The sequence below is a fragment of the Nocardia sp. GP40 genome (assembly GCF_050434125.1).
In the GTDB taxonomy this organism is placed as follows: domain Bacteria; phylum Actinomycetota; class Actinomycetes; order Mycobacteriales; family Mycobacteriaceae; genus Nocardia; species Nocardia albiluteola.
The window spans coordinates 76,398-103,212 of the sequence record NZ_JBNPVW010000019.1; the positions used below are offsets into that span (position 1 = coordinate 76,398).

Below are 26,815 nucleotides of genomic sequence, written 5' to 3' on the forward strand. Positions count from 1 at the left end.
CGATTCACCTATGGCGAACGTCAGGCTCGTGCGGGAGACCCCATGCACGCCGCCGGTCGGCTCGCTCGTCCTGGAGTTCGGGAGTATGCGTTGAGAGTCAAGACGATTACCGCGCTGGCCGCGGCAGTATTGTTGAGCAGCAGCCTGGCGTTGACCGCCTGCTCGTCCGGGGGCGGAGGTGCGGGCGGCGGGATCGCGACGGTCAACGCCGGCGAGCCGCAGAATCCGCTGGTTCCGACCAACACCAATGAGAACATGGGCGGCCGCGTGGTCGACCGGCTGTGGGCCGGGTTGAAGTACTACGACGCGGATGGCAATGCACACAACGAGGTTGCGCAGTCGATCGAGTCGACGGATCGACAGCACTACAAGATCACCCTCAAGCCGGACTGGAAGTTCACCAACGGCGAGGCGGTGACGGCCAAATCGTTCGTCGACGCCTGGAACTACGGCGCACTCGCCACCAACGCGCAGGTGCAGAACTGGGTGTTCGCGCCGATCGCCGGCTACGACGACGTGTCCGCGACTCCGCCCAAGGCGCAGGCGATGTCGGGCCTGAAGATCGTCGACGACCACACCTTCACCGTCGATCTCATCCATCCGTCGATCGACTTCGAGCTCGAGATGGGTTTCGCGCCGTTCTATCCGCTGCCCTCGGTCGCCTACAAGGACATGAAGGCGTACGGCGCGAACCCGATCGGCAACGGCCCCTACAAGATGGCGGCCTCCGACGCCTGGAAGCACAACGTCTCGATCGATGTGGTGCCGAATCCGGACTATCACGGTGGCCGCCCGCCCAAGAACAAGGGCCTGAAGTTCGTGATGTACCAGTCCTACGAGACCGCCTACAACGATCTGCTGGCCGGTAATCTCGATGCGCTGGACACCATTCCGGACAATGCCCTGACCACGTACAAGAAGGATCTCGGCGATCGGGCCATCTCGAAGCCGACCGCGCAGGACCAGCACCTCGGCATTCAGCAGAACGTGCCACACTTCGGCGGCCCGGAGGGCGTACTGCGCCGCCAGGCCGTCTCGATGGCGATCAACCGCAAGGAGATCGCCGACAATATCTGGCACGGCACCAAGAACCCGGCACGTGATTTCGCCACCGCCTCCCTGCCCGGATTCACCGCGGACCTGCCCGGTGAGGACATGCTGCAGTACAACCCCGACAAGGCCAAGCAGCTGTGGGCGCAGGCGAATGCGATCTCACCCTGGTCGGGCACATTCGAAATCGCCTACAACTCCGATGGTGGCCACCAGGCGTGGATCGATGCCACGGCCAACAGCATCAAGAACACTCTCGGCATCGAGGCGATCGGGAAGCCGTCCCCGACCTTCAAGCAGATTCGTGATCAGGTCCACAACAAGACCATCGGTGCGGCCTTCCGTTATGGCTGGCAGGCGGACTATCCGTCCATCCTGGAATTCCTGAGCTCCCAGTACACCTGTGGTTCGGATACCAACGACGTCGCCTACTGCAACCCTGACTTCGACGCGCTTCTCAACAAGGCGGAGGCGGCGCCGACCGCGAATGAGGAGTTCACGTTTGCCGCTCAGGCTCAGGCCGTTCTGATCAAGGATATGGCCGATATCCCGGTGCTCGACTACATAGCCAACGGTGGCCGCTCCGAGAATGTGCAGGCGGCGCCGATGACCTATTCCGGCCTGTTCGATTTCGAGAACATCGTCAAGAAGTAATGGCAGACAACCGGGGCCGTGCCCATCGTCCGGCGGGCGATGGGCACGGCCCTGGTCCACGACCGCGGAGGCATCATGGCCTGGTTCATCGTGCGGCGTCTGCTCCAGATGATTCCCGTTTTTCTCGGGGCGACGCTGCTCATCTACGGAATGGTCTTCCTGATCCCGGGTGACCCGATTCAAGCGCTGGCCGGCGACAAGCCGCTCACCCCGGCGGTGGCCGCCACGCTGCGCGCCCGGTATCACCTGGATCAGCCGTTCATCATCCAATACCTCGACTATCTGAAAGGCATCTTCACCCTCGACTTCGGAACCTCGTTCTCCGGGCGGCCGGTACGCGAGGAACTCGCCCGGGCCTTCCCGATCACGTTCCGGCTCAGCGTGATTGCGCTGGTTGTGGAGGGCGTCTTCGGCGTGACGTTCGGCGTGATCGCCGGGCTGCGCAAGGGCAGACTGTTCGACTCGACCCTGCTCGTGGTCAGTCTGGTGCTCATTGCGGTGCCGATCTTCGTGGTCGGATTTCTCGCGCAGTTTCTGCTGGGCGTGAAGTGGGGTATCGCGCCGGTGACGGTGACAGGCGACGCCCCCTGGGGGAAGCTGGTACTTCCGGGCTTCGTCCTGGGGTCGTTGTCCTTCGCCTACGTGTTACGCCTGACCCGAAACTCGGTGGCGGAGAACATGACCGCCGATTTCGTGCGGACCGCGACCGCGAAGGGGCTGAGCCGGCGCCGCGTGGTCGTCGTCCATATCCTGCGCAATTCGATGGTCCCGGTGGTGACCTTCCTCGGCACCGATCTCGGTGCGCTGATGGCCGGTGCGGTGGTCACCGAGGGGATCTTCAATATCCCCGGTGTGGGCGGCACCCTCTACCAGGCGGTCATTCGTGGCGAGGCGCCGACGGTCGTGTCGTTCGTGACGGTGATGATCGTGGTCTTCCTGCTGTCGAACCTCGTTGTCGACCTGCTCTACGCCGCCCTCGACCCACGGATCCGCTATGCCTGACACCGAATACAGCGCCCCACGGCGCACCCAGGAATATTTTGTCGCACCGCCCGACGAGGTGGAGGTGCTGGCCATCGACCGGGTCCAGGACGCCGGATCGCCGACCAGTATCTGGCGAGACGCGTGGAAACAGTTGCGGCGCAACCCGATCTTCATTCTCTCGGTGTTGCTGATCCTGTTCGTGCTGCTTGTCGTGGCGTGGCCGCAGCTGTTCACCGGCCTGGATCCGCATTACTGCGATACCGCGCAGAGCATGGCGCCGAGCCGCTCCGGGCATCCGTTCGGGTTCGACCGACAGGGTTGTGATGTCTTCGCCAGGACCGTCTACGGCACCCGGGCCTCGGTGGCCTGCGGTATCGGGGCCACCGTGTTGTTCGTCCTCGTGGGTGGCGTTCTCGGTTCGCTGTCCGGATTCTATGGCGGGATACTCGATGTGGTGATCTCCCGGGTGGCCGAGATCTTCTTTGCGCTGCCGTTGATCCTGGCCGGAATCGTGATCATGCAGCTGCTCAATTCGCGCACCATCTGGACGGTCATCCTGGTGCTGGGCGCGTTCACCTGGCCCCAGGCCGCCCGCATCGCCCGTGGTGCGGTCATACAGGCCAAGAACAGTGAATATGTCACGGCAGCAAAGGCATTGGGGGTATCGCCAGGGCGAATACTGATGCGCCACGTATTGCCGAATGCGGCCGGTCCGCTGATCGTGGTGTCCACCATCTGGCTCGGCGTCTTCATCGTGACCGAGGCGACACTGTCGTACCTCGGTGTCGGTCTGCCTCAAACGCTGGTGTCGTGGGGTATCGATATCGCCGCGGATCAGAAGTCGATCCGTACCTCGGGGATCCTGTTCTACCCCGCAACGGCACTGGCGTTGACGGTGCTGAGTTTCATCATGCTCGGCGATGCGGTGCGCGATGCGCTGGATCCCAAGGCCCGCAGGAGGTGAGCGCGGATATGTCCGAGACCATAAAGAAAAAGGCCACAAAGGAATCCGGTGCCGTAGTCGATGCGGGCGGCGGCTCGACCGATGCGCCACTGCTCGAAATCCAGGACCTGAATGTCTGTTTCACCTCCGACGGTAAGAAGGTCCCCGCCGTCCGCGATGTGAGCCTGTCGGTGTATCCGGGGCAGACGGTGGCCATCGTCGGCGAATCGGGGTCGGGCAAGTCGACGACCGCGCACGCGGTCATTGATCTCCTGCCCGGCACCGGAAGGGTGACCTCCGGCCGAATTCTGTTCGACGGCAAGGATCTTGCGGCCGCATCCAAGCGGGACGTGATTGCGGTGCGGGGCAACGGCATCGGATTCGTCCCGCAGGACCCGATGACCAATCTGGACCCTGTCTGGAAGGTCGGATTCCAGGTGCGGGAAACGCTGGTGGCCAACGGAATCGCCAAGGGGGCGGAGGCGAAGGCGAAGGCGATCGAGCTGCTCGAACAGGCGGGCATGTCGGATGCCGCCAAGCACATGAACCAGTATCCGCACGAGTTCTCCGGCGGTATGGCCCAGCGTGCGTTGATCGCGATCGGGCTGGCCTGCCGGCCGAAACTGCTCATCGCGGACGAGCCGACCTCGGCGCTCGACGTCACTGTGCAGCGCCGGATCCTCGACCACCTGGCTGAGCTGACCAGCGACCTGGGCACGGCCGTGCTGCTCATCACCCACGATCTCGGGCTGGCCGCCGAACGGGCCGAGCATTTGGTGGTGATGTACCGCGGCAATGTGGTGGAATCCGGTCCGGCACTGCAGATTCTGCGTGAACCCCAGCATCTGTACACCAAGCGGCTGGTCAATTCGGCGCCGTCGCTGGCCTCGCAGCGGCTGTCCTCGTCCCGGCACCGCGCCGGGATCCGGGAACAGGCGGTCCGGGTGGCCGAGGAGATGGCCGCCGCCGACACCGAGATCGCCGCTGTCTCCGACGATGTGATGGTCGTCGAAAACCTCACCAAGGTGTACAAGGTGCGCGGCAGCGTGCCGTGGAAGTCGACGGATTTCCTTGCTGTGGATGATGTTTCGTTCCGGCTCAAACGCGGCACCACCACCGCGATCGTCGGTGAGTCCGGTTCCGGCAAGTCGACGGTTGCCAAGATGGTGCTGGCTCTGCTCGAACCTACCTCGGGCACGGTCACTTTCGAGAACAGGGATGTCACGAAGCTGGACCGCAAGGGTGCCATGGCCTTTCGCCGCCGGGTGCAGCCGGTCTTCCAGAATCCGTACGGATCCCTGGACCCGATGTACTCGATCTACCGCACCATCGAGGAGCCGCTGCGCACCCACCACATAGGTGACTCCGCGCAGCGCGAGGCCACCGTCCGGGATCTGCTGGACAAGGTCGCGCTGCCCGCCTCGGTCATGCGGCGCTACCCGAACGAGCTCTCCGGCGGCCAGCGTCAGCGCGTCGCCATCGCTCGGGCGCTGGCGCTCTCGCCCGAGGTCGTCGTCTGCGACGAGGCCGTCTCGGCCCTGGACGTGCTGGTGCAGGCGCAGATCCTCAAACTGCTGAACGATCTGCAGGCCGAACTCGGGTTGTCGTATCTGTTCATCACCCACGACCTGGCGGTGGTGCGGCAGATCGCCGACGACGTTGTGGTGATGGAGCAGGGCAGGATCGTGGAGGCCGCCACCGCCACCGAGGTCTTCGACAATCCGCAGCAGGAGTACACCCGCAAGTTGCTGGAGGCGATTCCGGGCCGGGACCTGCTCGATACGGCGTAGGACCGGGCGCCGCACCGCGTGTGACCGACGCACGCGGTGCTGCGCTCTCGTCGGTTGGAAGATGTGATTCGGTCGGTGTCGGCCGGTTGCGTGCGCTGGTCGTTGTCCGCATCTGGTCGGGGTCGGGGTCGGGGTCGGGGTCGGCTGGCGGGTGGGTTGCGCTGGTCGGTGTCGGGCCTGTGGTTCGGGTCGGGGCCGGCTGGTGAGGAACTGGGCCGCGCACGAGCTCGGGGTCCGGCGTGCGAGGCGTGCTGTGCCGCTCGAGTACCGTGGACGCCTGTGAACGATGTCCTGCAGCCCCTGGTCGACCTGCCTGGTGTGCGCGACGCGGCCGATCGGGCCCGCGACGCGCTCGCCGAGGTGCACCGGCACAAGGCGAACCGGCGGGGGTGGCCGACCACGGCTGCGGAGGCCGCGGTGCGTGCGGCGCGGTCGTCCGCGGCGATCGACGGGGGTCGCACGGAGCTGCCCGAGCCGGGCACCGTCGGCGATCCGATCCTGACCGGCGCGCTGCGCGTCGGCCAGGCCCTCGACGGCGAGGCATTGCAGAACCTGGTCGGCGTCTGGCAGCGGGCGCCGCTGCAGGCGCTGGCCCGCCTGCACCTGCTGGCCGCCGCCGATCTGGTCGCCGATTCCGAGCAGCTGGGCCGCCCGCGTGCCGGGGACGACGTCGCCGCGCGGCTGGACCTGCTCGCGCAGACCGTGCTGACCTCGAATGCGCCCGCCCCGGTCGTCGCCGCGGTGGTGCACGGCGAGCTGCTGGCGCTGCGGCCCTTCGGTGCCGGTGACGGCGTCGTCGCGCGCGGGGCGTCAAGGCTGGTAGCGGTGTCGAGTGGGCTGGACCCGCACAGTCTGGGGGTGCCGGAGGTGTTCTGGTTGCGCCGCCGTCAGGCCTACCTGGACGCGGCGGCGGCCTTCGGGGCCGGCACGGCCGAGGGCGTCGGCGGGTGGGTGCTGTTCTGCTGCGGGGCCTTCGAGGACGGGGCCCGCGAGGCGCGTTCGATCGCGGATGCCGCCTAGGCGTACCTCCGCATTCGCTCCGGCCGTGCGCGGTCTGCGGACGGCTTCGCCGGCAGCGCCCATTTAGGGTGTACACACCAAAGCGGGCGGCGTTGTCGTTGAACGACCTCACCGCCCGCTAGCACGGACTACCGGGTTACCAGGCGTGCTTTGTCGGTTGTGTTCTGCGGCCTCGGCGATCCTTCGCGCTCCGGCGGTTCATCCCCGCAACCTGTGCGAAGTCTCGCCGACGGATGCCCGAATCTCGCAGGCCCACAACGCTCTTGCCCTTGTCGCGGCGCGCTCCGCGTGGGTGCCTGGTGCCCGTGCTGGGAAGGGTGGGATGGGAGAGCCGGAGCTTCTCTTCGCTTCGATCTAGGCCTTCCGTCCTTCCGTGAATCCATTGTTGCCTGTGAGCGGCCTCACAGCAAGACCTGCGGAAACTTTCTCGTAACCGGCGTGTCGCCCGGCGTTTCGTGGTTGCATTGATAGGTTTCGCATCCGGTCCGCATCTCACCGCGGCAGCCGTGCCCGCCGGGCCGCTGGATCTGCCCCTCAGGGGCGCCGGCGCAGCAGCCGGTAGCTGATCGCACCGGCGACCACGGCGCTCAGACCTACCAGCACCGTCGCGGCGACGGTCGTCGACGAGGGCGCCGGAATGCGTGCCCAGAGCGATACCGGGTTCGAGAAGGTCAGAATCGGCCAGCCGCGAGTTGTGACCTCCCGCCGCAGATTTCGGTCCGGATTGACCGCCGTCGGGTGACCGACCGCGGACAGCATCGGCAGATCGGTGATCGAATCGGAGTACGCGTAACAGCGCGACAGATCGTAACCCTCTGCGGCACTGAGTCGTTCGATCGCCTCGACCTTGCCCTTGCCGTAGCAGTAGAACTCGACTTCGCCTGTGTACTTGCCGTTTTCGACGACCATCCGGGTGGCCGCGGTGTGAGTGGCGCCGAGTGCTGCCGCGATGGGCGCGACGATCTCCTCGCCGGAGGCCGACACGATGACCACGTCGTGGCCGCGGATCTTGTGGTCGGCGATCAGGTCGGCCGCCTCGGCGTAGATCAGCGGATCCACCAGCTCATGCAGGGTCTCGGCCACCACGGCCCGGACCTGCGCGACGTCCCAGCCCGCGCACATCTTCGTCAGGTGCTCGCGCATCCGCTCCATCTGGTCGTGATCGGCGCCCGAGAGCAGGAACAAGAAGTGGGCATAGCTGCTCTCCAGCACCGTCCGGCGATCGATCAGGCCCTGATCGAAGAACGGCTTGCTGAACACGAAGGCGCTGGACTTGGCGATCACCGTCTTGTCCAGATCGAAGAAAGCGGCCACCCGTGCGGGTCGTGCGCCCGCTCGCCGTCCGCCGGTATTCGTCGCAGTCGCCGGGTTTTCCGCAGCCGTCTGGTCGCCCTCCACTGTCACGCGGTCCAGGATAGGGAAAAATCCACCGCGTCGGATGGTCGGGTGCGGCGGGTTTGCTGCCCTGCCGCCGGGGTGGCCGGAAAAAACTTCCCCGGCCGGTGGACTTGCGTTTCCGCCCGGGCCTGGGTGTAGTATTGCTGGCACCTGGACATAGTCCAGGCGCGTTCAGCCCGACCCCCCGGGGCTGAACCCCGACGGCCCCAGCCTCCTCCCCCCCCGGCTGGGGCCGTCCTCTATTTCCGGACACCTCGTCCCGCTGCCGCTGCGCGTTCCTGTCGGACTCCCTTGTGTCCGTTGGGCGTAACTCGCAGTTCTGATGTTGTGCACACCCCCGGAGTTATCCACAACCCGGCGGTAACCGCTGGTGCCGTGACGGCATTCGGGCCACGCTGACCTGCATGAATTCAGATGCAACGGGCCCGCCGCCGGTATTGGTGCTCGTCACCGATCCCCGGTTGCGCGAGGAGGTTCGCCGTATCGCGGCTGCTGCCGACTGTCGCCTGGCCGAGCACTCGATGCCGGTCGGCCGATACGCGTGGTCCGAGGCCGCCCTGGTGATCCTCGACACCGCCGCCGCTCGCGACTGTGTCGTTGCAGGGTATCCCCGCCGGCCCGGCACGATCCTGGTCAGTGAGGGGGAGCCCGGGGTGGCGCAGTGGGAGGCGGCCGTCGCCGGCGGTGCCGAATCGGTGCTCGGTTTGCCGGCCGCTGCCGATCGGCTGATCGAGGCATTCGCCGAGCCGGTCCGGCACACCGCGGGCGGCGGAACCGTTGTCGCGGTCGTCGGGGCGGGCGGCGGCGCCGGGGCGTCGATCCTCGCCTGTGCCGTCGCGCTGACCGCCGCCGCGGCCCGATTCCGTTCCGGCACACTCCTCGTCGACGGCGATCCACTCGGCGGTGGCCTGGACCTGTTGCTCGGGGTCGAGTCTGTGGCGGGGCTGCGCTGGCCGGATCTGGTCATCGAGGACGGCCGGGTGAGCGCGTCCACCCTGCGCGACGCGCTACCGTCCGCGGCGCCGGGCCTGTGCGTACTGGCCTCCGGACGGCCCACCGCCGATGCGGCGCCCGAGGAGATCGGCCCGGGCGCGGTGCGAGCGGTGCTCGAGGCCGGGCGGGCCGGTGCCAACCTGGTGGTCTGCGATGTCTCGCGCGAGCGCGGGCCGCATGCGGATCAGATGCTCGACGATGCCGATCTCGTCGTGCTCGTCGCCTCGGCGCGGCTGCATTCGATCGCCGCGGCCCGCGCGGCCGCGGCTCGAATCCGCAGCCGAAACCCGAACCAGGGCTTGATCGTTCGCGGACCGGCGCCTGGCGGTGTGCGGGGTGCGGAGGTCGCCGAGGCACTGGGCCTGCCGCTGCTGGCCGCGGTGCGAGCCCAGCCCGGGCTCGCCGGGCAACTCGAGCGCACCGGCCTGGCGGTCCCGCGCGGTCCGTTGCGCACGGCCGCCGAGGCCGTGCTCGCCGTTCTGCCCGGTGGCAGGGCGTGAGCGTGGGGTCGGCGATGAATACGGCGGTAGGCCATGTCCGAGGGGGCGGCGATGAATTCAGGGGAAGTCGATGGCGCTGGGTCGGCGATGCGTATGGAGGGTGGGCGTGTGCGCGGGGCGAGCGGTGCGTGCGGAGGGCCGACGGTGAGCTCGAAGGACGGGTGATGTGTGCGAAGGGCGGGCGGTGCGTCGGAGGCCAAGCGGTTCGTACGGAGGGTCGGCGGTGTGCGCGGGGCGAGCGGTGCGTGCGGACGGTCGGCGGTGAGCTCGAAGGACGGGTGATGTGTGCGAAGGGCGGGCGATGAGCGAGAGGTGCCGGCAATGAGCGCGGTGGTGACGGGTGAGCTGCTGGATCGGGTGCGGGAGCGGCTGGCGGTGGAGTCCGGGGATCCGGATCCGGCGAGGGTGGCGGCCGCTATTCGGGCCGAGGCGGGCGGGGTGCTCGGCGACACCGACCTGCTGCGAGTGCTGCGGCAACTGCAGACCGAGCTGACCGGTGCCGGTGTGCTGGAGCCGCTGCTGCACGACCCGCAGGTATCCGATGTGCTTGTGACAGCGCCGGATTCGGTCTGGGTCGACCGAGGCCACGGACTGCGGCGCACGTCGGTGGTCTTCCACGACGAGGCCGCGGTCCGCCGGCTGGCCCAGCGACTGGCGCTGGCCGCGGGCCGCCGGCTCGACGACGCACAGCCCTGGGTGGACGGCCGGCTGCCGGAAAGTACCGGGGTACTGGGGGATTCGTTCGGCGTGCGGTTGCATGCGGTACTGGCGCCCATCGCCCCCGCCGGTACCTGCCTGGCCCTGCGCGTGCTGCGCCCCGCAAGTCAGGGCCTGGACGCGCTGGCCGCCTCCGGCTCGGTCCCCGCCGAAGCAAAGACGCTGCTGGAAGCCATCATTCGCGCACGCCTGGCCTTTCTGGTGGTGGGCGGCACGGGCGCGGGGAAGACCACGCTTCTGTCGGGCCTGCTCGCCACGGTCGATGCGAGCGAGCGCATCGTTTGTGTCGAGGACGCGGCCGAACTCGCTCCGCCGCACCCACATGTCGTGCGCCTGGTGGCCCGTCCGCCGAACGTCGAGGGCGCCGGGGAGGTGACGGTCCGCGACCTCGTCCGCCAGGCGCTGCGAATGCGCCCCGACCGCATCGTCATCGGCGAGGTACGCGGCGCCGAGGTGGTGGATCTGCTCACCGCACTCAACACCGGCCACGAGGGCGGTGCCGGAACCGTGCACGCGAACTCCCCGCGCGAGGTCCCGGCCCGGCTGGAGGCTCTCGCCGCACTGGGCGGCCTCAACCGCGCCGCCCTGCACAGCCAACTCGCCGCGGCCATACAGGTGATCGTGCACGTCCACCGTCGCCCCGACGGCGCCCGTGCTCTTTCCGAGATCGGCCTGGTGGTCCGCGATCGAGACGGCCAGGTCCACATCGAGGCCGCCTGGCGCGCCGATACCGCACCCTGCCCGGCCGCCGGGGCGCTGCATCGGCTGCTCGAGGAGCGGAATGTCCGATGAAGCAGCTCATGGAACAACCGAAATCGCGGCACGAGTCCTGGGCCGATACCACCCACTGTCTGGCTGCCGGGGCGCTGCATCGGCTGTTCGAAGAACGGAATGTCCGATGAAACAGCCGATGGCACAGCTGAAGTCGCGGCATGAGTCTCGTGCCGACGCTGCAGCCTGCCGGACCGCCGGGGCACTGCATCGACTGCTCGAGGAACGGAATATTCGATGAAACAGTCGATGGAACAACCGAAATCGTGGAATGAGTCTCGTGTTGACACCGCGGCCTGTCCGGCTGCCGAGGTGCTGCGCCGACTGTTCGGCGATCGGAATATTCGATGAAACAGCCGATGGAACAACCGAAATCGTGGAATGAGTCCGGTGTGGGCGCGCGGGTCGACCGCCGCCGGGTCGTTCGTGCCCGGGCGGTGTCCGGGAGCTCGGTATGAGAAGTGCGGATATGAGTGTGGTCGTGGGGTGTTTGGCGGCCGCGTTGTTGGCCTGGCCGCAGGCTGGAGTCCGGCGGCGTTGTCTTGCGGTGCTCGGCGACCTGGATCGCCCGCGAAAAATACTGTGGCGTTCCATATTTCGGGTTGGCCTCGGGATCGGTGTCGCCGCATCGGCCGTGCTGGGGCCGGGGGTGCTGGTCGCGGTCTTGCTCATGGTGGTGACGGTCGGGGTGCGCGTGCGGCGTGCGCGTGCGGTTCGGCTCCGCGCAGTCGAATGCGGTGCGCTGCTCGAGGGGCTGGAGACGGTGATCGGGGAGCTGCGGGTTGGTGCGCATCCGAGTGCGGCCGCGGCGGTGGCCTCCGGGGAGATCGAGGGCATCGCGGCGCGCGCATTTGCGATGAGTTCCGCTCGCAGCAGGCTCGGTGGCTCCGCCGCCGCCGGACTACGCGCCCCCGGGACGATCATCTCCGCCGAACTGTCCCGGATCGCCGACGCCTGGCAGGTGGCGGACCGGCACGGGCTAGCTCTCGCCGAATTGCTCACCGCAGCCCGCGCGGATCTACTCGGCCGCATACGTTTTCGTGAGCGCACCGCCGCGGCACTCGCCGGCGCCCGCGCCAGCGCCGTCGTGCTCTCGACCCTGCCGCTGCTCGGACTCGCCCTCGGCCAGCTGATGGGTGCGGCCCCGCTACACGTCCTACTGAGCCGCGGCGCGGGCGCAGTCCTGCTCCCGGTAGGCACGGCCCTGATCTCCCTCGGCTTGCTGTGGACAGATGCGATCACCGCACCGGTGTCGTCATGAGAGGGCTGTCACGGGCCGCCACTGGCTGCGGTGTGTCCTCCATTCGTTGGACACAGCGTCGCGTGGGCACGCTCGTGCTCCCCGCGGGCACAAACCCTGATCCCCTGGGCCTGCCGTGGACAGATGCGATCACGGCACCGGAGTCGTCATGAACGGGTCATCACGAGATCCCGGCGAGGACGCGTTCTCCAGGCGTCGGGCGGAACTTCGCCCGCCTACCTCGGGAGCGTTCGGCAAGGTGGGTGTGGCTGTGCCGCCGCAGGATTCGTGGAGCACCGGGCTCATTGCGTCCCGGCGGAGAAGTGCAGAGCCTTGCGGGCCGACGTTGCGCGCGGTCGGTGGGTTTTGTGCGGTCGGACAGCCAGGTCGGCAGTCGGATCTCGATCTTGTCGTGTTCCCGGGATGTTGTGCCGAGCTGTGCACTCACCCCAGCAGCGATTGGAGAGGTGGGTGTGGCTGTGTCGTCCAGGGGGATCGCACTCCGCAAGTCGGTGCCGAGGTGGTCGGCGAGGTAGGTGTGGCCGTGTCGTCACGCCTACTCGTGTGGGCTGGAGGGATCCGGTGAGCGAGGGTGCGTTGGTACTGCTGGCGATTGCGCTGTTGCTCGTGCCGGGCGATATCTCCGCGGGGGCGCGGCGGATGGCGGTATTCGGTGGGCGGCAGCGGGTTTCGCGGGAGCGGGTGCGGGCGGTGGGGGCTGATCCGTATGCGATTGCGTCCGCGCTGGATCTGCTGGCCGCGTGCTTGCGGGCGGGGCTGCCGGTTGCTGGGGCCGCGCGTGCGGCGGCGCCAGTGGCTCCGGCGGCGCTCGGTGCGGCGCTGTGCCGGGCAGCGGATCTGCTGGCGCTGGGCGCCGATCCACCGGTTGCGTGGCGGCGGGCTGCCCGGGCGTCCGGATCCGCCGATGTGGAGGCGCTGGCCCGGCTGGCGGGGCGGTCGGCGCGTTCGGGGGCCGCGCTGGCCGGGGCGGTGGCGGAGCTTGCGGGGCAATGCCGCGATGGCGCGGCCGACGCCGCCGCGGCTCGGGCGGAGCGGGCCGCGGTGTTGATCGGTGGGCCGCTCGGGCTGTGCTTTCTGCCCGCCTTCGTGTGCCTGGGCATCGTGCCTGTCGTCATCGGTCTGGCCACGCGGGTGCTGGACGGTGGGTTGTGAGAGATGTCCGGTGCGGATCGGCCGCGCCGGGGCGAGAGGAAGGGGAGAACGGTGCGGTTGGCAGTTCGATCGGCGGTGCTGGAAGTACGGGCCCGCCTGCTGGGGGCGATGCTCGCCGACGACGGGATGAGCACCGCGGAGTACGCGATCGGCACGATCGCGGCGGCGGCGTTCGGGGCGGTCTTGTACACGGTGGTGACCGGCGACTCGATTGTGAATGCGTTGACCAGGATCATCGACAAGGCGCTGAAGACCTCGGTATGAGTCGCCAGCGCGCCGGTCGCCGGATGCGCGTCGCCACACGGGTTTACGCTCCGCGGCGTGGCTCCGGCGAGCGGGGCGCGGTGACCGTGGAGGCGGCGATTGCGCTGGCGGCCCTGATCGTGGTGGTGGTGCTGTGTCTGGGTGCGCTGCTGGCGGCGGTGGCGCAGGTGCGGTGTGTCGACGCCGCTCGCGAGGCGGCCCGGCTCGCCGCCCGCGGCGCGAACGGCGATGCGCAGCCCGCGGCGCTGCGGGTCGCCCCGCCCGGCGCGACCGTCTCGATTCGCGCCGCCGGGGACCGTGTGATCGCCGTCGTGTCCGCGCGGGTGCCACTGTTGCCGTTGCTGCGATTGCATGCTGAGGCGGTCGCGGCTCGGGAGCCCGGGGAGTCCGAATGATGGGGTGGCGAGACGAGCGTGGTGCGGCGACCGTGGCGGCGTGTCTGGCGCTGACCGCGCTACTCGCCGTGACGGTGCTGATCGGCCAGGTCGGCGCGGTGATCGTCGCGCGGCACCGGGCGCAGGCGGCCGCGGATCTCGGTGCGCTGGCGGCTGCGGGCGCCCTGTCGACCGGGTCCGGTGACGCCTGCGCGCAGGCCCGGGACATCGGACGGCGGATGGGTGCCCGGGTGCCGGCCTGCACGGTCGCGGACTGGGATGTGACGGTGGTTGCCGAGATCACCGCGTCGTTCGGACCATTCGGTAGACGGGCTGTCGGCGCGACCGCACGAGCGGGTCCCGGGGATACCCGGACGGACGATTGAAGACTGATCGGTTGGTATTTAAAGAATGCGTGACGGTAGACACAGCGCATCCCGCGACGGATGGGAGATTCGCTAAATGCGATACGGAATATTCTGATCAGTCGAATTCCAATTGATTGTTGAAGTGTCATTGACGTGATTCCTGAGCGGCAGCTAAGAGCTAAGGGGCAACGCGACAGTTAACAAGAGCGCTTTCCGCTTTATTAATGCAGCGGGTGCGCAGAACGTGATGCCCATCGCACGGCCCGTCACACCCGAGCTGCCGGGCCACTGTCGCGGCCCGATCTCCTCGCGATGACTACGGCGTCACGGTCCGGACTCGCCCTCGTCATCATCGGGCAGCTCGGCCACCACCGCCCCGAGCAGGGCCGCGGCGCCGGCCTTGTCCAGTGGATGGTTGCCGTTGCCGCACTTGGGTGACTGCACACACGACGGGCACCCGCCCGGGCACCCACACGATTCGATGACTGCCCGGGTGGCTGTCAACCAGGTGCGCAGCCGCGCGAACCCGCGTTCGGCGAAGCCTGCGCCCCCGGCATGGCCGTCGTAGACGAAGACCGTGGGCAGCCCGGTATCGGGATGGTCGGCCGTGGACACCCCGCCGATGTCCCAGCGATCGCAGCTCGCGACCAGCGGCAGCATCCCGATCGCGGCATGCTCGGCGGCGTGCAGGGCACCCGGCGCGCGCCGGGCGTCGATACCGGCGCGGGCCAGCAGCGCGGGTGTCACCGTATAGAGCACCGCACGGGTGGGAAGCGTCTGCTCGGGCAGCTCGAGGTCGACCATGTCCAAGACCTCGCCGGTGGGGAGGGTCCGCAAATAGCCCACGACCTGGCGGGTCACCCGTACGCGGGCGAGGGCGGCGGTCACCGCGCCGTGCGGTCGCTCGGTGCTCATCTCGTCGATCGAGATCGAGGTGAGCGCCCGCGCGCTGGTGGTCCAGCCCGGCTGATCGGCGTGCACGAAGGCCACGCCGCCCTCGAGGTCCAGCTCGTCGACCACGTAGGTCTCGCCCTGGTGCAGATGCACCGCGCCCGGATGCAGGGTCGCAGGGGCACGGCCCGCGTCGGTGGTGCCGAGCAGCCGGCCCGTCTCCTCGTCGACGATGGCGATCGTCGTGCCGATCCCGCCCCGCACGTCGACCGCGTCGTGCGGCTGGGCCGCGGCCGTCACATGCCAGCGCGCGGGACCCTTCGCGGGCACCCGCCGCCGGATCAGGCCCTGGTCGGCGAGTTCGGCGAGCACTTCGGCGGCCCCGAACTCGTGCACCTCGGCATCGGTCAGCGGACTTTCCGTGGCCGCGCACAACAGATGCGGTCCCAGGACATAGGGATTGCCCGGGTCGGTGATCGTCGCCTCCACCGGGCGGCCCAGCAGTGCCCGGGGGTGATGCACCAGATAGGTGTCCAACGGATCGTCCCGCGCCACCAGCATCACCAGGGAGCCCTGTGTGCGGCGCCCGGCCCGGCCCGCCTGCTGCCAGAAGGAGGCGACCGTCCCGGGAAACCCCGCGATGACGACGGCGTCGAGCCCGGCGATATCGACGCCGAGCTCGAGTGCGTTGGTGGTCGCGGCGCCGAGCAGCGAGCCGTCGGACAGCGCCGATTCCAGCTCGCGCCGGTCCTCTGCGAGGTATCCGGCCCGGTAGGCGGCCACCCGGGCGCCGAGCCCGGGGTCCACCTCCGCGAGCATCCGGCGGGTCTCCATCGCGACGACCTCGGCCGCACGCCGGGACCTGACGAAGGTGAGCGTCCGGGCGCCCTCGACCACCAGGTCCGTCATGATCCGGGCCGCCTCGGCGGTGGCGGCGCGCCGCACCGGTGCGCCGTTCTCGCCGGTGACGGTGGTCAGCAGCGCCGGCTCCCACAGCGCCACGGTCCGCGCGCCGTGCGGCGACCCGTCCTCGGTGATCGCCTCGCAGGGCGCGCCGATCAGCCGCGACGCCGCGGCGGCCGGGTCGGCGGTGGTGGCCGAGCACAGGATGAACACCGGATCGGCGCCGTACTGCGCGGCCAGCCGGCGCAACCGCCGCAGCACCAGCGCCACGTGCGAGCCGAATATCCCGCGGTAGGCGTGGCATTCGTCGACGACGACATAGCGCAGCCGCCGCAACAGCCGGGCCCACCGCTGGTGCGAGCGCAGGATGCCCACGTGCAGCATGTCGGGATTGGTGAAGACCCACCGTCCATTGGCCCGCACCCACTGGCGGATCTCGGCGGGGGTGTCGCCGTCGTAGGCCGCGGGATGGATACCGCCCAGCGGTCCCTCGTGGGTGAGCGCGCCGGTCGCCCGCAGCTGATCCGCACCCAGGGCCTTGGTGGGGGATATATAGAGGGCGGTCGCGCGCGGATCCTGTTGCAGCGCGGTCAGCACGGGCAGTTGATAGCCGAGCGATTTACCGGAGGCCGTTCCGGTGCACACCACGACGTGTTTGCCTGCCGCGGCGAGTTCGGCGGTCCGGGTCTGATGCACCCAGGGCGCCTCGATTCCCTGCGAGCGAAACGCGGCGATCAATTCCGGTGATGTCCAGGATGGCCAGGTCGTGACCTGGGCCGCCCGCGCGGGTAGCTCGGTGACGTGCGATAAACGAGCCGAACTATCGGGAAGCCCGATTTGGACACGATTCAGCAACGATCGACCGTAGCTCGTTTCGGCGCCGGGCGATCCGGGGGCCGTGAGGTCCGCCGGATTCATCGCGTCGAGACCGCGACACGCGGCAGAAGTGTGAAAGGTGTGTGTTGCACGGGGCCGACCTGCCATTTCACTACCGAGTAGCGATCTGCGTCACAGCCCGTTTGCCGGACATCCGCTCGGTTATCGAGCGGCAAACCTACCTCGAGTACGGATTTGGCCATTGTGCCCCGTACCTGCACATTCGCAAGATCATCTTTTTTGCAAATTGTCGGTAACCCGACTGTTGAATTGCTCGAAGACATGGTTCACTGGTTCCTGGTCGCAAGCTTCTGTGTTCGAGGGAACGGATCAAAGGTCCAAACCATCAGCAGGATCGATGTTGCGAACGGTGTGCTTGGTGCTTCCTGCAGGGGGAACAGAGTACAACGGTCGGAACGGACCCGGTGGACGAACCTACCTTGTCCGCCGTTCCGGTATGGAAAGAGAAGGAACAGAATGGCACAGGGAACTGTGAAGTGGTTCAACGCGGAGAAGGGGTTCGGCTTCATCGCGCCCGAGGACGGCTCCGCTGACGTCTTCGTCCACTACTCCGAGATCCAGGGTTCGGGCTTCCGCACCCTCGAGGAGAACCAGAAGGTCGAATTCGAGGTTGGTCAGGGCACCAAAGGCCCCCAGGCCACCGGTGTTCGCGCGCTCAGCTGAGCACGCAACCCCCAGCCAAAACCGATAGCTCGTCCCTCACCGCCCACGCGGTGAGGGACGAGCTGTTTCTCCTGGCAAGTACACTCGACCACGATATGGGGCCATCGAAACGCCGGTAGGCGCTCGCCGCACGCGTGGGGGTGAGCCCTACCCAGGGTATAAACGTTTCTGGCAGGGGGCTCAGCCGAGCTGAGTCGTGCGGGTCGACAGGAAAGGTGTGTTCGCCGGTGGCAACACGAGACCGCGGTGCAACGCCGAAGAGCGAGGCGGGGGCCGATACGGGCCGCCCGTTGCGTCGTCTCGTGATCGTCGAGTCACCGACCAAGGCCCGCAAGATCGCCCCATACCTCGGTCACGGGTATGTGGTCGAGGCATCGGTGGGCCATATCCGCGACCTTCCCGCCAAGGCGGCCGAGGTGCCCGCCGAGTACACCGGCGCTGCCCGGCGCCTCGGTGTCGACGTCGACCACGACTTCAAGCCCATCTACATCGTCAACTCGGACAAGCGGACCAAGGTGTCCGAGCTCAAGAGTCTGCTCAAGGACGCCGACGAGCTCTACCTGGCCACCGACCCCGACCGCGAGGGCGAGGCCATCGCCTGGCACCTGCTCGAGACGCTCAAGCCCAAGGTGCCGGTCCGGCGAATGGTCTTCCACGAGATCACCGAATCGGCCATTAGGGCGGCCGCCGCGGACACCCGCGAGCTGGACAACGACCTGGTCGACGCGCAGGAGACCAGGCGCATTCTGGACCGGCTCGTGGGCTACGAGGTCAGCCCGGTGCTGTGGAAAAAGGTCATGCGGAACCTTTCGGCGGGCCGGGTGCAGTCGGTCGCCGTCCGCATGATTGTCCAGCGGGAGCGCGAGCGCATGGCGTTCCGCTCCGCCGAGTACTGGGACATCGCGGCCAAGTTCGACGCGGAAACCGGCGCCGCAGGTGCCGACGCGGCCAACCCGCGCACCTTCGGTGCCCGCCTGGTCAACCTCGACGGTGCCCGGGTGGCAAGTGGACGCGACTTCGGCTCCGATGGACAGCTCAAGACGGCGAACGGTGTCGTAGTGCTGGACGAGGGCCACGCCCGCCGTCTGGCCGATGCGCTCGAGGGGGCGGACTTCCAGGTCAGCTCCGTCGAGTCCAAGCCTTACACGCGCAAGCCCTACGCGCCGTTCATGACCTCGACGCTGCAGCAGGAGGCGGCGCGAAAGCTGCGGTTCACCTCCGAGCGCACCATGAGTGTGGCGCAGCGGCTGTACGAGAACGGCTACATCACCTACATGCGAACCGACTCGACCACGCTGTCGGAGTCGGCGATCGCGGCAGCCCGTGCACAGGCCACCCAGCTCTACGGCACCGAGTACGTCTCGCCCACGCCGCGCCAGTACAACCGCAAGGTCAAGAACGCACAGGAGGCGCACGAGGCGATCCGTCCCTCGGGTGACACCTTCACCACCCCAGGCCAGCTGCATGCCCGGCTCGATCAGGACGAGTTCCGGCTCTACGAGCTGATCTGGCAACGCACCGTCGCCTCGCAGATGGCCGACGCGCGCGGCACCACGATGACCGTGCGGATCACCGGCCGCGCCGGCACCGGCGAGCAGTGTGTCTTCTCCACCTCCGGCCGCACCATCACCTTCCCGGGCTTCCTCAAGGCGTATGTGGAGAGCGTCGACGAGGAATCCGGTGGCCAGTCCGACGACGCCGAGTCGCGGCTGCCGGCGCTCACCGAGGGCCAGGGCGTCGCCGCGGCCGAGCTGACGCCCGACGGACACTCCACCAATCCGCCGGCGCGATACACCGAAGCCTCGCTGGTCAAGGCCATGGAAGAGCTGGGCATCGGGCGCCCGTCCACCTACGCCTCGATCATCAACACGATCACCAAGGAACGCGGACGAGAACGCGGCTATGTGTACAAGCGCGGCAGCGCGCTGGTGCCGTCGTGGGTGTCCTTCGCGGTGATCGGCCTGCTGGAGGCGTACTTCGGCCGACTGGTCGATCTCGACTTCACCGCGGCCATGGAGGACGATCTCGACGCCATCGCCGGCGGGCGTGAGCAGCGCGGAAACTGGTTGTCCAGCTTCTATTTCGGCGGCGATCACGGCGCCGAGGCGTCGGTCGCGCGCAGCGGCGGCCTGAAGAAGATGGTCGACGGTCAGATGGACGACATCGATGCCCGGTCGGTGAACTCGATCAGGCTGTTCGCCGACGATGAGGGCCGCGACGTCGTGGTCCGGGTCGGGAAGTTCGGGCCGTACCTGGAACGCATGGTGATCAATCCGGACGATCCCGATGGCGAGCTGATTTCGCAGCGGGCCAACCTGCTGGATGAACTGGCTCCGGACGAGCTGACCCTCGAGGTGGCCGAAAAGCTGTTCGCCACACCGCAGGAGGGCCGGACGCTCGGCGTCGACCCCGAGACCGGACACCGAATCGTGGCGAAGGAGGGCCGATTCGGGCCTTACGTCACCGAGGTGCTGCCGAAATCCCCAGACGAGGACGAGCCCAAGAAGGGCGCGAAGAAGGCCGAAGCGCCGAAGGCGCGCACCGGATCGCTGTTCAAATTCATGGACCCGGCCACGGTCACCCTCGCGGAGGCGCTGCAGCTGTTGTCGCTGCCGCGCGTGGTCGGCAACGATCCCGAATCCGGCGAGGAGATCACCGCGCAGAACGGCCGGTACGGCCCATATCTGAAGAAGGGCAACGATTCCCGGTCGCTGGCCACCGAGGATCAGTTGTTCACGGTGACCCTGGACGAGGCGCTGAAGCTGTACGCCGAGCCCAAGCGCCGGGGCCGTCAGGCCGCGAGTACGGCGCCGCTGCGGGAACTCGGCAACGACTCGGCCACGGGTAAGCCGATGGTGATCAAGGACGGCCGGTTCGGGCCCTACGTCACCGACGGCGAGACCAACGCCAGCCTGCGCAAGGGCGATGAAGTCGAGTCGATCACCGACGAGCGGGCCTCGGAGCTGCTGGCCGATCGTCGCGCCAAGGCGCCGGTGAAGAAGGCGGCCAAGAAGACCGCGAAGAAGACCGCGGCGAAGAAGACCACCGCGGCCAAGGCGACCGCCACCAAGACCGCGGCCAAGGCGACCGCGAAGAAGACGGTGGCCAAGAAGACGGTGGCCAAGAAGACGGTGGCCAAGAAGGCCCCGGCGAAGAAGGCGACCACGACCAAGTCGTAGCCGAGTCGTGGCGCTGTCCTCTCGGCGTGACGGCTCCCCGACCGGAGCTCTTCCGGCTCTGTCGGTGGCGGCGGCTAGGGTGTGTGTCGTGGCGGGTGTCTTCGATCGGCTGGTCGGCCAGAATGCGGTCGAGTCCGAACTGACCGCTGCCGCGGTCGCCGCGCGCAGCGGGGTCTCCTCATCGGCGATGACACACTCGTGGCTGTTCACCGGGCCGCCGGGCTCCGGCAGATCCATTGCGGCACTGTGCTTTGCGGCTGCGCTGCAGTGCACCGATCCGGGCACGCCCGGCTGCGGTCGATGCCACGCCTGCACCACCACGATGGCGGGTACACACGGCGATGTCCGGCGGGTGATCCCGGAGGGCCTGAGCATCGGCACCAAGGAGATGCGCGAGATCGTGCAGGTCGCCGCCCGCCGCCCCAGCACCGGCCGCTGGCAGGTGGTGTTGATCGAGGACGCCGACCGGTTGACCGAGGCGGCGGGCAATGTGCTGCTCAAGGTGGTGGAGGAGCCGCCCGAGCGGACGGTATTCCTGCTGTGTGCGCCGTCGGTCGACCCGGAGGACATCTCGGTGACCCTGCGGTCCCGGTGCCGGCACATGCACCTGGTCACCCCGTCCGTCGAGGCCATCGCCCAGGTGCTGCGCGAGCGCGACGGGCTCGATGCCGAGACCGCCTCCTGGGCCGCCTCGGTGAGCGGTGGTCACGTCGGCCGCGCGCGCCGGCTGGCCACCGACGCGGAGGCACGGACCAGGCGCACCCGGGCCCTGGCGCTGGTCTCGGCCACCGCGCGCCCGGCCGTGGCCTACGCCGCGGCGGATGAACTGGTGAAGTCCGCGGAGGAGGAGGCCAAGCAGCTCAGCGCGACCCGCGACGAGCGTGAGCGCGAGGAGCTTGCCACGGCCCTCGGTGCCGGTGGAACCGGCAAGGGCACCGCCTCGGCCACCCGCGGCTCGGCGGGCGTGCTCAAGGATCTCGAGCGCCGCCAGAAGTCCCGCGCCACCCGCACCAGCCGCGACGCGCTCGACCGCGCCCTGATCGACGTCGCCGGCTTCTACCGCGACGCCCTGACCGTCGGCCTCGGCACGCCCGCCGACTCGGTCACCTTGACCCACCCCGACCAGCGCAAGGAAATCCGCACCCTCGCCAGCGAGGTTCGCCCCGAGGGCCTGCTCCGCTCGATCGAGGCCGTCCTGCACTGCCGCGAGGCCCTGGACACCAACGTCAAGCCGCGCTTCGCCGTCGCCGCGATGGTTGCGGGCCTGATCGCCGCGCGATCCTTCTGAATGTCGGTGGGGCCGGGCCTCGGCACTCAGGGGTCGCCGGAGGTCCGCTCTGCTCGATCGCGGTGGTACTGCACTACTTGTGAGGTCGCCAGAGGACCTCGCGACCGGGTTCTGCTCGATCACGGTCGTAGTTGCATGACCGCGAGGCCCTGGGCATCAACGTCGAGCTGCGCTTCGCCGTAGCGGCTATGGCCGCGGGCTTGCTCACCTTCTGCATGTTCCGAATGCCGGCATGGTCGCCGCCAAGGTCCGCTGGTGGCCTCCACGGCTCGGTCGAGTTCGTACCGAATTGCGGTGGGGCCCAGGATGTCAACGTCGAGGTAGCCGCGCCTCGTCGTCCCCGAACTGCGCCGCCGCGGCAGGGTCCCGGACCGGAACGAACCGACGACTCTGCGCGAAAAGCTCGGCGGCAGGGCAGCTTTCCTGGCACCTGACCATCCCGGGGCGGCCTACCGATGGCCCGCCTCCACAGCGGCGGATCGGCGCTGAGCCAGCCGCCGCCGAATTGTCACGGCTGCAGGGGAATTCAGCGCTCCGGCTCCAACGGCACACGGTCGGTCTCGGCAAGCGCGCCCGGAGTAGCCCTGCCGCCCCGGACGAACAAGGCTGAGGCGATCACGCCGATGAGCAGGATGGCGGCGGGCAGGTACATCGACTGGCTCAGCGCGGTACCGAACGGGTGCACGACGAACGACGGGAGCTTCCCCATGCCGGAGCCCTCCTCGGCGAACCTGCCGTACAGATGTTGTGCGGCAATCCGATTGGAGATCAGCGCGCTGATCGCCGCGCTGCCCAGCGGCCGGGTGGTGTTGTAGACCCCCGCTCCCGCGCCGGCCTGCTGGATCGGTAGATCGCGTGTGGCGGTCGAGGCCAAGGGTGCCCAGATGCACGAGTTGGAAAGGCTCGCAACGACACCGATCGCGAGGAACGCCGGAATCGAGCCGCCGGGCTTCGGCAGGGCGGCGAATCCGATACCGGCACACCTACGCCACGAAGGCCGAACTCGTTGTCTCGGTTGCAGTCGACCACGTGCTCGGCCAGTCAGTGCAAGCGCTGCTGGCGAGATTCCCCGACGCTGGTTGTGCTCATCTGCGAGACCGTCATCTGCGACATGTTCACCAACACTTCCAAACCGTCCAGTTCCTTCGCGGCCAGGCACATCAGTGCCGCCGCTTCCAGATACTCCGCCGAGACGCTCATGTTGAAGAACACCCGCGAGATACCGAACAGCGCCGACCCGACATCCAGCGGATCGGTGAGGTCACCGACGATCACCTCGGCACCCGACTCGCGCAGCGCGTCCGCACGCGAGTCCTGGCGATGCACCAATGCTCGCACCACTTCGCCACGGCCCAGCACTTGCCGCACCACCCGTGTGCTGACACTGCCGACGCCGCCGGCAGCGCCGGTGATGAGGTACGTCCCAGTCGTGGTCATCGGAACTCCTTGTTTTCGGAGAGCAGTTTCGGAAGCGCATCTGGGCAGGCACGTCACGACCGGCCGAGTCGACCGGGAGGATCAGGGGCGTCAACCGACATCCTGCAGCAGGAAGTGCTTCGCGTTGAGCGGACCGTCCAACTGCATCAGCTGTCCGCCTGCCCGCAGACCACCGAGATCCAGCGCGGCGAACCCGAATTCGCCCAGCAGCGCGGCCACTTCGGCTTTCGCGTCGGCATCGTCGCCCGCGTAGAAGACCACCTGCCGCCCCTCGGCATGCCGGGGGTCCGCGGCGATGAACGCGGCGAACAACGTGTTGAACGCTTTCACGATCCGCGCTCCGGCAAGGTGTTCGGCGACCCACTCGCTGCCCGTGCGGTCGCCCACGTCGTAGCGGCCCTGCCAGGGATTAGCCGTGGCGAACTGATTTGTCGTGTCGACGACGATCTTCCCGGCCCAATCGGTCAGCCCGGTCAGATCCGGCACGGCGAAGAACGGTACCGCGAGGAATACGAGATCCGGCTGCGCCGCTTCCTGAGCTGTGACCGCGTGAGCCTTCGGCCCCAACTGCCGCACCACGGCCCGGAGCGTCTGCGGGCCCCGGCTGTTGCCGATGAGTACCTCATGGCCATGACGGACCGCCTTGTCCGCGACCGCCTGACCGATATTTCCCGCCCCGAGAATGCCGATGGTGTTATCGAGCATGGAAACCGACTCCTCTGTCCGCATCGAATCACGTCTCGAGCCGTTGCCGGACCGTCGCCATGGGATTGCGCGGCGCGTCCTCGCCGATGGTAGCTGTTGCGCCGCGAGGTGCGCGGAACAGTCGCTGAATGGTTGCTGTAGGTGGCTGATGCTGTTCAGAATTGTGCTCCGAGTGGGTACTATCGATCTTCGTCATAGCGCTACACCCCGCAGTCGGCAGTCTGTAGTGGATTGTGTGGCATTCCTGGCCGACAAGGTCGTTGGCATCATTCCCGTGCGCACACGGACACTTCTGGCTCGATCGCCGGCGCCAACTGGCGAAGGAGTGACTGATCATCATGACCGTGAAATCGTCCGTGCAGAGCGTCACTTACGATTTGCTGAGGTCGCTACGCATGACCACGATCTTCGGTAATCCGGGGTCGACCGAAGAGACGTTTCTCAAGAACTTCCCGGATGACTTCACCTACGTTCTGGGGTTGCAGGAGGCATCCGTCATCGCCATGGCGGATGCCTTCGCCCAGACCACGCGGCGTCCGGCGCTGGTGAACCTGCACTCCTCGGCGGGGCTGGGCAACAGCATCGGCAATCTGGTCGCGGCCTATCACGGGCATACGCCGTTGATTGTCATGGCTGGTCAGCAGCATCGCGAACTGTTGATCGGTGACCCGTACCTGAGTAACCGCGATGCGGTGGCGATGCCGCGGCCGTGGGTGAAGTGGTCCTACGAGCCCGCGCGTGCCGAGGCCGTGCCCGAGGCGTTCATGCGTGCCTATGCGATGGCCGTGCAGCCTCCGGCCGGGCCGGTGTTCCTGTCCGTTCCGCTCGATGACTGGGATCAGCCGTTGGAAGGCCCTGCGGTGGTGCGGGATGTCAGTACGAGGTATGCGCCCGACCTGGAGCGGCTGCGGATCTTCGCCGAGCGCATCACCGCGAGCCGGCGGCCGGCGCTGATTCTCGGGCCGGATGTGGACCGTGCCCGCGGGTGGGACGCCGGGGTCGCGCTGGCGGAGAAAATGCGGGCCGCGGTGTACGCACCTCCGCTGCCGGATCGTGCCGCCTTCCCCGAGGACCACCCGTTGTTCCAGGGCTCGGTCGGCATGTCGGTCAAGGCCATCGGCGAGCGCCTGGCCGGACACGATCTCGTCGTGGTGATCGGGGCCGAGGTCTTCCGCTACTATCCGTACGTACCCGGCGAGATCCTTTCTGCCGGAACCGAATTGCTGCAGATCACCGACGACCCGACAGTTGCCGCGGCCGCCCGCGTCGGTGACAGCCTCCTCGGTGATGCGCGGCTGTCGATCGAGCTTCTCACCGGACTGGTCGGCGACGGGGGAGGCCGTGAGATGCCCAAGCCGATGTCGCGCCGCCGGAGTCTGCCGGAGACGTCGAACAGGACGCTGACTCCTGACGAGGTGTACGCGGCGCTGAGTGAGGTCCGTCCCGAACATGCTGTGTTCGTGAACGAGTCCACCTCGACCATGACCCAGCACGCCGAGTGGCTGCCCACCGTGGAGCCGGATTCGATGTTCGCCACTGCCAGCGGCGGTATCGGCTGGGCCGCTCCGGCGGCGGTCGGGGTCGCGCTGGGCGACCGTGACCGTGGTGTCTCGCGTCCGGTGATCGGCCTGATCGGGGACGGCTCGTTCCAGTACTCGGTCCAGTCGCTGTGGACGGCGGTACAACACGATGTGCCGATCGTGTACGTCGTGATGCGCAATCACGAGTACTCCATCCTCAAATCCTTCGCCGATCTGGAACAGACGCCGGGCGTACCCGGGCTGGACCTGCCCGGCCTCGATATCGCTTCGGTGGCACGAGGATTGGGCTGCCACGCCGTCGACGTCACCTCCGCCGGAGACCTCGAGAAGGAGTTCCGGCTCGCGCTGGAATCCGGCGCCACCACCGTCATCGTGGTGACCACCCAACCGGAGAAGACCACACTGTGACCGATCGAGAATTCCGCATGCGGCATCGACATTCAGGGGGCCTGGCATGACGGCCGATCACCCGTATGTTTTCCATTTCTCCGAGTCCGAGCCGGACAGATTCGACGGCGGCGAACTGCGGGGCGTACACGAGCAGAACTTTCCGGTCCTGCGAAATCAGAAGGGATCGGTCTATCTGATCCACCTCGAGCCCGGCGGGATCCGCGAACCGCACTGGCATCCCTCGGCGTGGGAGCTGAACTTCGTCATCTCCGGACAGGCCCGATGGGCCATGCTCGGTCCGCACCCGGACGGCAGCTACCACAACGACCTGTTCGAGGTCGGCGAACACGACCTGGTGTTCGCCCCGCAGGGATTCTTTCACTACTTTGAAAATCCCAGTGAGACAGACGGTCTGGATGTCCTGGTGGTATTCAACACCAGCACCCGGGAACCCGAAGACGATATCGGGATCGTGGGCACACTCAACAGCCTGCCGCGGGCGGTACTCGCCGCATCGTTCGGCGTTCCGGTATCGGCGTTCGACCAGATCCCGAACGAGGTCAAACCGGTCGTGATCACTCGCCACCACACCGGCACGGAATAGCGCGGGTGTAGCCCGGATTGTGCCCGTGGACCGCGGCGATCGCCATCTTCGTTCTGCTGGAGCAGACGATCCTATTCG

General features: G+C 67.9%; 21 protein-coding genes and 1 pseudogene. 17 read left to right on the forward strand and 5 right to left on the reverse strand.

What is annotated here, in order from left to right; translation table 11 throughout:
* The first annotated feature begins 42 nt into the window (after window positions 1–42).
* The 5 genes from ABH933_RS39740 to ABH933_RS39760 all read left to right on the forward strand — a co-directional run bounded on the left by ABH933_RS39740 (window position 43) and on the right by ABH933_RS39760 (window position 6,441).
* Entirely contained in the window at window positions 43–1,704 is a 1,662-nt protein-coding gene (locus ABH933_RS39740; RefSeq protein ID WP_429427022.1) for a peptide ABC transporter substrate-binding protein, read from the forward strand.
* Window positions 1,705–1,779: 75 nt separating this feature from the next.
* On the forward strand, window positions 1,780–2,706 hold the full coding sequence (locus ABH933_RS39745; protein WP_429427024.1) for an ABC transporter permease: 927 nt from the start codon (window positions 1,780–1,782) through the stop codon (window positions 2,704–2,706).
* The gene (locus tag ABH933_RS39750) at window positions 2,699–3,652 is read left to right on the forward strand and encodes an ABC transporter permease (RefSeq protein WP_429426936.1); all 954 of its coding nucleotides are present in this window, start codon (window positions 2,699–2,701) and stop codon (window positions 3,650–3,652) included. Before ABH933_RS39745 ends, ABH933_RS39750 begins: the two co-directional genes overlap by 8 nt.
* Window positions 3,653–3,660: 8 nt before the next feature.
* Window positions 3,661–5,421, forward strand: a complete 1,761-nt coding sequence (locus tag ABH933_RS39755; RefSeq protein ID WP_429426938.1) for a dipeptide ABC transporter ATP-binding protein — start codon at window positions 3,661–3,663, stop codon at window positions 5,419–5,421.
* Window positions 5,422–5,700: 279 nt separating this feature from the next.
* A complete protein-coding gene (locus ABH933_RS39760; protein ID WP_429426940.1) occupies window positions 5,701–6,441 on the forward strand; it encodes an oxidoreductase in 741 nt (246 codons plus the stop codon).
* 534 nt (window positions 6,442–6,975) lie between these two features.
* On the opposite strand, the gene ABH933_RS39765 is transcribed toward ABH933_RS39760, so the two are convergent.
* Complete coding sequence (locus ABH933_RS39765; protein WP_429427027.1) at window positions 6,976–7,755, reverse strand: HAD family hydrolase; 780 nt, start codon at window positions 7,753–7,755, stop codon at window positions 6,976–6,978.
* A 488-nt stretch (window positions 7,756–8,243) separates the two neighbouring features.
* Here ABH933_RS39765 and ssd point away from each other — a divergent pair, with 488 nt between their 5' ends.
* The 7 genes from ssd (at window position 8,244) to ABH933_RS39800 (ending at window position 14,257) form a co-directional block, all read left to right on the forward strand.
* Window positions 8,244–9,332, forward strand: coding sequence for a septum site-determining protein Ssd (ssd, locus tag ABH933_RS39770; RefSeq protein WP_429426942.1), 1,089 nt, complete (start codon window positions 8,244–8,246; stop codon window positions 9,330–9,332).
* Between the two features lie 321 nt (window positions 9,333–9,653).
* On the forward strand, window positions 9,654–10,841 hold the full coding sequence (locus ABH933_RS39775; protein WP_429426944.1) for a TadA family conjugal transfer-associated ATPase: 1,188 nt from the start codon (window positions 9,654–9,656) through the stop codon (window positions 10,839–10,841).
* A gap of 448 nt (window positions 10,842–11,289) precedes the next feature.
* On the forward strand, window positions 11,290–12,081 hold the full coding sequence (locus tag ABH933_RS39780) for a type II secretion system F family protein (protein ID WP_429427029.1): 792 nt from the start codon (window positions 11,290–11,292) through the stop codon (window positions 12,079–12,081).
* Window positions 12,082–12,642: 561 nt separating this feature from the next.
* A complete protein-coding gene (locus tag ABH933_RS39785) occupies window positions 12,643–13,233 on the forward strand; it encodes a type II secretion system F family protein (protein ID WP_429426946.1) in 591 nt (196 codons plus the stop codon).
* 108 nt (window positions 13,234–13,341) lie between these two features.
* Entirely contained in the window at window positions 13,342–13,497 is a 156-nt protein-coding gene (locus tag ABH933_RS39790) for a DUF4244 domain-containing protein (protein WP_429427031.1), read from the forward strand.
* 23 nt (window positions 13,498–13,520) lie between these two features.
* Window positions 13,521–13,892, forward strand: a complete 372-nt coding sequence (locus ABH933_RS39795) for a TadE family type IV pilus minor pilin (RefSeq protein ID WP_429427033.1) — start codon at window positions 13,521–13,523, stop codon at window positions 13,890–13,892.
* The gene (locus ABH933_RS39800) at window positions 13,889–14,257 is read left to right on the forward strand and encodes an Rv3654c family TadE-like protein (protein WP_308166282.1); all 369 of its coding nucleotides are present in this window, start codon (window positions 13,889–13,891) and stop codon (window positions 14,255–14,257) included. Before ABH933_RS39795 ends, ABH933_RS39800 begins: the two co-directional genes overlap by 4 nt.
* 306 nt (window positions 14,258–14,563) lie before the next feature.
* On the opposite strand, the gene ABH933_RS39805 is transcribed toward ABH933_RS39800, so the two are convergent.
* The gene (locus tag ABH933_RS39805) at window positions 14,564–16,951 is read right to left on the reverse strand and encodes a DEAD/DEAH box helicase (RefSeq protein WP_429426949.1); all 2,388 of its coding nucleotides are present in this window, start codon (window positions 16,949–16,951) and stop codon (window positions 14,564–14,566) included.
* Window positions 16,952–17,386: 435 nt separating this feature from the next.
* Between ABH933_RS39805 and ABH933_RS39810 the strand changes: the two genes are divergently transcribed.
* From ABH933_RS39810 to ABH933_RS39820, 3 genes are all read left to right on the forward strand, one after another.
* Complete coding sequence (locus tag ABH933_RS39810; RefSeq protein WP_011206895.1) at window positions 17,387–17,593, forward strand: cold-shock protein; 207 nt, start codon at window positions 17,387–17,389, stop codon at window positions 17,591–17,593.
* A 302-nt stretch (window positions 17,594–17,895) separates the two neighbouring features.
* Window positions 17,896–20,772, forward strand: a complete 2,877-nt coding sequence (topA, locus tag ABH933_RS39815) for a type I DNA topoisomerase (RefSeq protein WP_429427035.1) — start codon at window positions 17,896–17,898, stop codon at window positions 20,770–20,772.
* 88 nt (window positions 20,773–20,860) lie between these two features.
* On the forward strand, window positions 20,861–22,060 hold the full coding sequence (locus tag ABH933_RS39820; protein ID WP_429426951.1) for a DNA polymerase III subunit delta': 1,200 nt from the start codon (window positions 20,861–20,863) through the stop codon (window positions 22,058–22,060).
* A 526-nt stretch (window positions 22,061–22,586) separates the two neighbouring features.
* On the opposite strand, the pseudogene ABH933_RS39825 reads toward ABH933_RS39820, so the two are convergent.
* From ABH933_RS39825 to ABH933_RS39835, 3 genes and pseudogenes are all read right to left on the reverse strand, one after another.
* A pseudogene (locus tag ABH933_RS39825) lies at window positions 22,587–22,985 on the reverse strand (MFS transporter); the annotation flags it as partial.
* Window positions 22,986–23,101: 116 nt separating this feature from the next.
* Window positions 23,102–23,497: an NAD(P)H-binding protein gene (locus ABH933_RS39830; protein WP_429426953.1), complete on the reverse strand. Its 396-nt coding sequence runs from the start codon at window positions 23,495–23,497 to the stop codon at window positions 23,102–23,104.
* A gap of 90 nt (window positions 23,498–23,587) precedes the next feature.
* Entirely contained in the window at window positions 23,588–24,385 is a 798-nt protein-coding gene (locus ABH933_RS39835; RefSeq protein ID WP_429427037.1) for an NADPH-dependent F420 reductase, read from the reverse strand.
* 155 nt (window positions 24,386–24,540) lie between these two features.
* Here ABH933_RS39835 and mdlC point away from each other — a divergent pair, with 155 nt between their 5' ends.
* Both mdlC and ABH933_RS39845 read left to right on the forward strand, forming a co-directional pair.
* Window positions 24,541–26,151, forward strand: coding sequence for a benzoylformate decarboxylase (mdlC, locus tag ABH933_RS39840; RefSeq protein WP_429426955.1), 1,611 nt, complete (start codon window positions 24,541–24,543; stop codon window positions 26,149–26,151).
* A gap of 46 nt (window positions 26,152–26,197) precedes the next feature.
* Window positions 26,198–26,737: a cupin domain-containing protein gene (locus tag ABH933_RS39845; RefSeq protein ID WP_429426957.1), complete on the forward strand. Its 540-nt coding sequence runs from the start codon at window positions 26,198–26,200 to the stop codon at window positions 26,735–26,737.
* Window positions 26,738–26,815 lie beyond the last annotated feature (78 nt).

Coding starts and splice junctions, on each gene's coding strand:
- ABH933_RS39845 (WP_429426957.1), top strand. CDS start 26,198: ATGACGGCCGATCACCCGTATGTTTTCCATTTCTCCGAGTCCGAGCCG.
- ABH933_RS39780 (WP_429427029.1), top strand. CDS start 11,290: ATGAGTGTGGTCGTGGGGTGTTTGGCGGCCGCGTTGTTGGCCTGGCCG.
- ABH933_RS39810 (WP_011206895.1), top strand. CDS start 17,387: ATGGCACAGGGAACTGTGAAGTGGTTCAACGCGGAGAAGGGGTTCGGC.
- mdlC (WP_429426955.1), top strand. CDS start 24,541: ATGACCGTGAAATCGTCCGTGCAGAGCGTCACTTACGATTTGCTGAGG.
- ABH933_RS39755 (WP_429426938.1), top strand. CDS start 3,661: ATGTCCGAGACCATAAAGAAAAAGGCCACAAAGGAATCCGGTGCCGTA.
- ABH933_RS39750 (WP_429426936.1), top strand. CDS start 2,699: ATGCCTGACACCGAATACAGCGCCCCACGGCGCACCCAGGAATATTTT.
- ABH933_RS39745 (WP_429427024.1), top strand. CDS start 1,780: ATGGCCTGGTTCATCGTGCGGCGTCTGCTCCAGATGATTCCCGTTTTT.
- ABH933_RS39805 (WP_429426949.1), bottom strand. CDS start 16,951: ATGAATCCGGCGGACCTCACGGCCCCCGGATCGCCCGGCGCCGAAACG.
- ABH933_RS39800 (WP_308166282.1), top strand. CDS start 13,889: ATGATGGGGTGGCGAGACGAGCGTGGTGCGGCGACCGTGGCGGCGTGT.
- ABH933_RS39775 (WP_429426944.1), top strand. CDS start 9,654: ATGAGCGCGGTGGTGACGGGTGAGCTGCTGGATCGGGTGCGGGAGCGG.
- ABH933_RS39790 (WP_429427031.1), top strand. CDS start 13,342: ATGCTCGCCGACGACGGGATGAGCACCGCGGAGTACGCGATCGGCACG.
- ABH933_RS39740 (WP_429427022.1), top strand. CDS start 43: ATGCACGCCGCCGGTCGGCTCGCTCGTCCTGGAGTTCGGGAGTATGCG.
- ABH933_RS39830 (WP_429426953.1), bottom strand. CDS start 23,497: ATGACCACGACTGGGACGTACCTCATCACCGGCGCTGCCGGCGGCGTC.
- ABH933_RS39795 (WP_429427033.1), top strand. CDS start 13,521: ATGCGCGTCGCCACACGGGTTTACGCTCCGCGGCGTGGCTCCGGCGAG.
- ssd (WP_429426942.1), top strand. CDS start 8,244: ATGAATTCAGATGCAACGGGCCCGCCGCCGGTATTGGTGCTCGTCACC.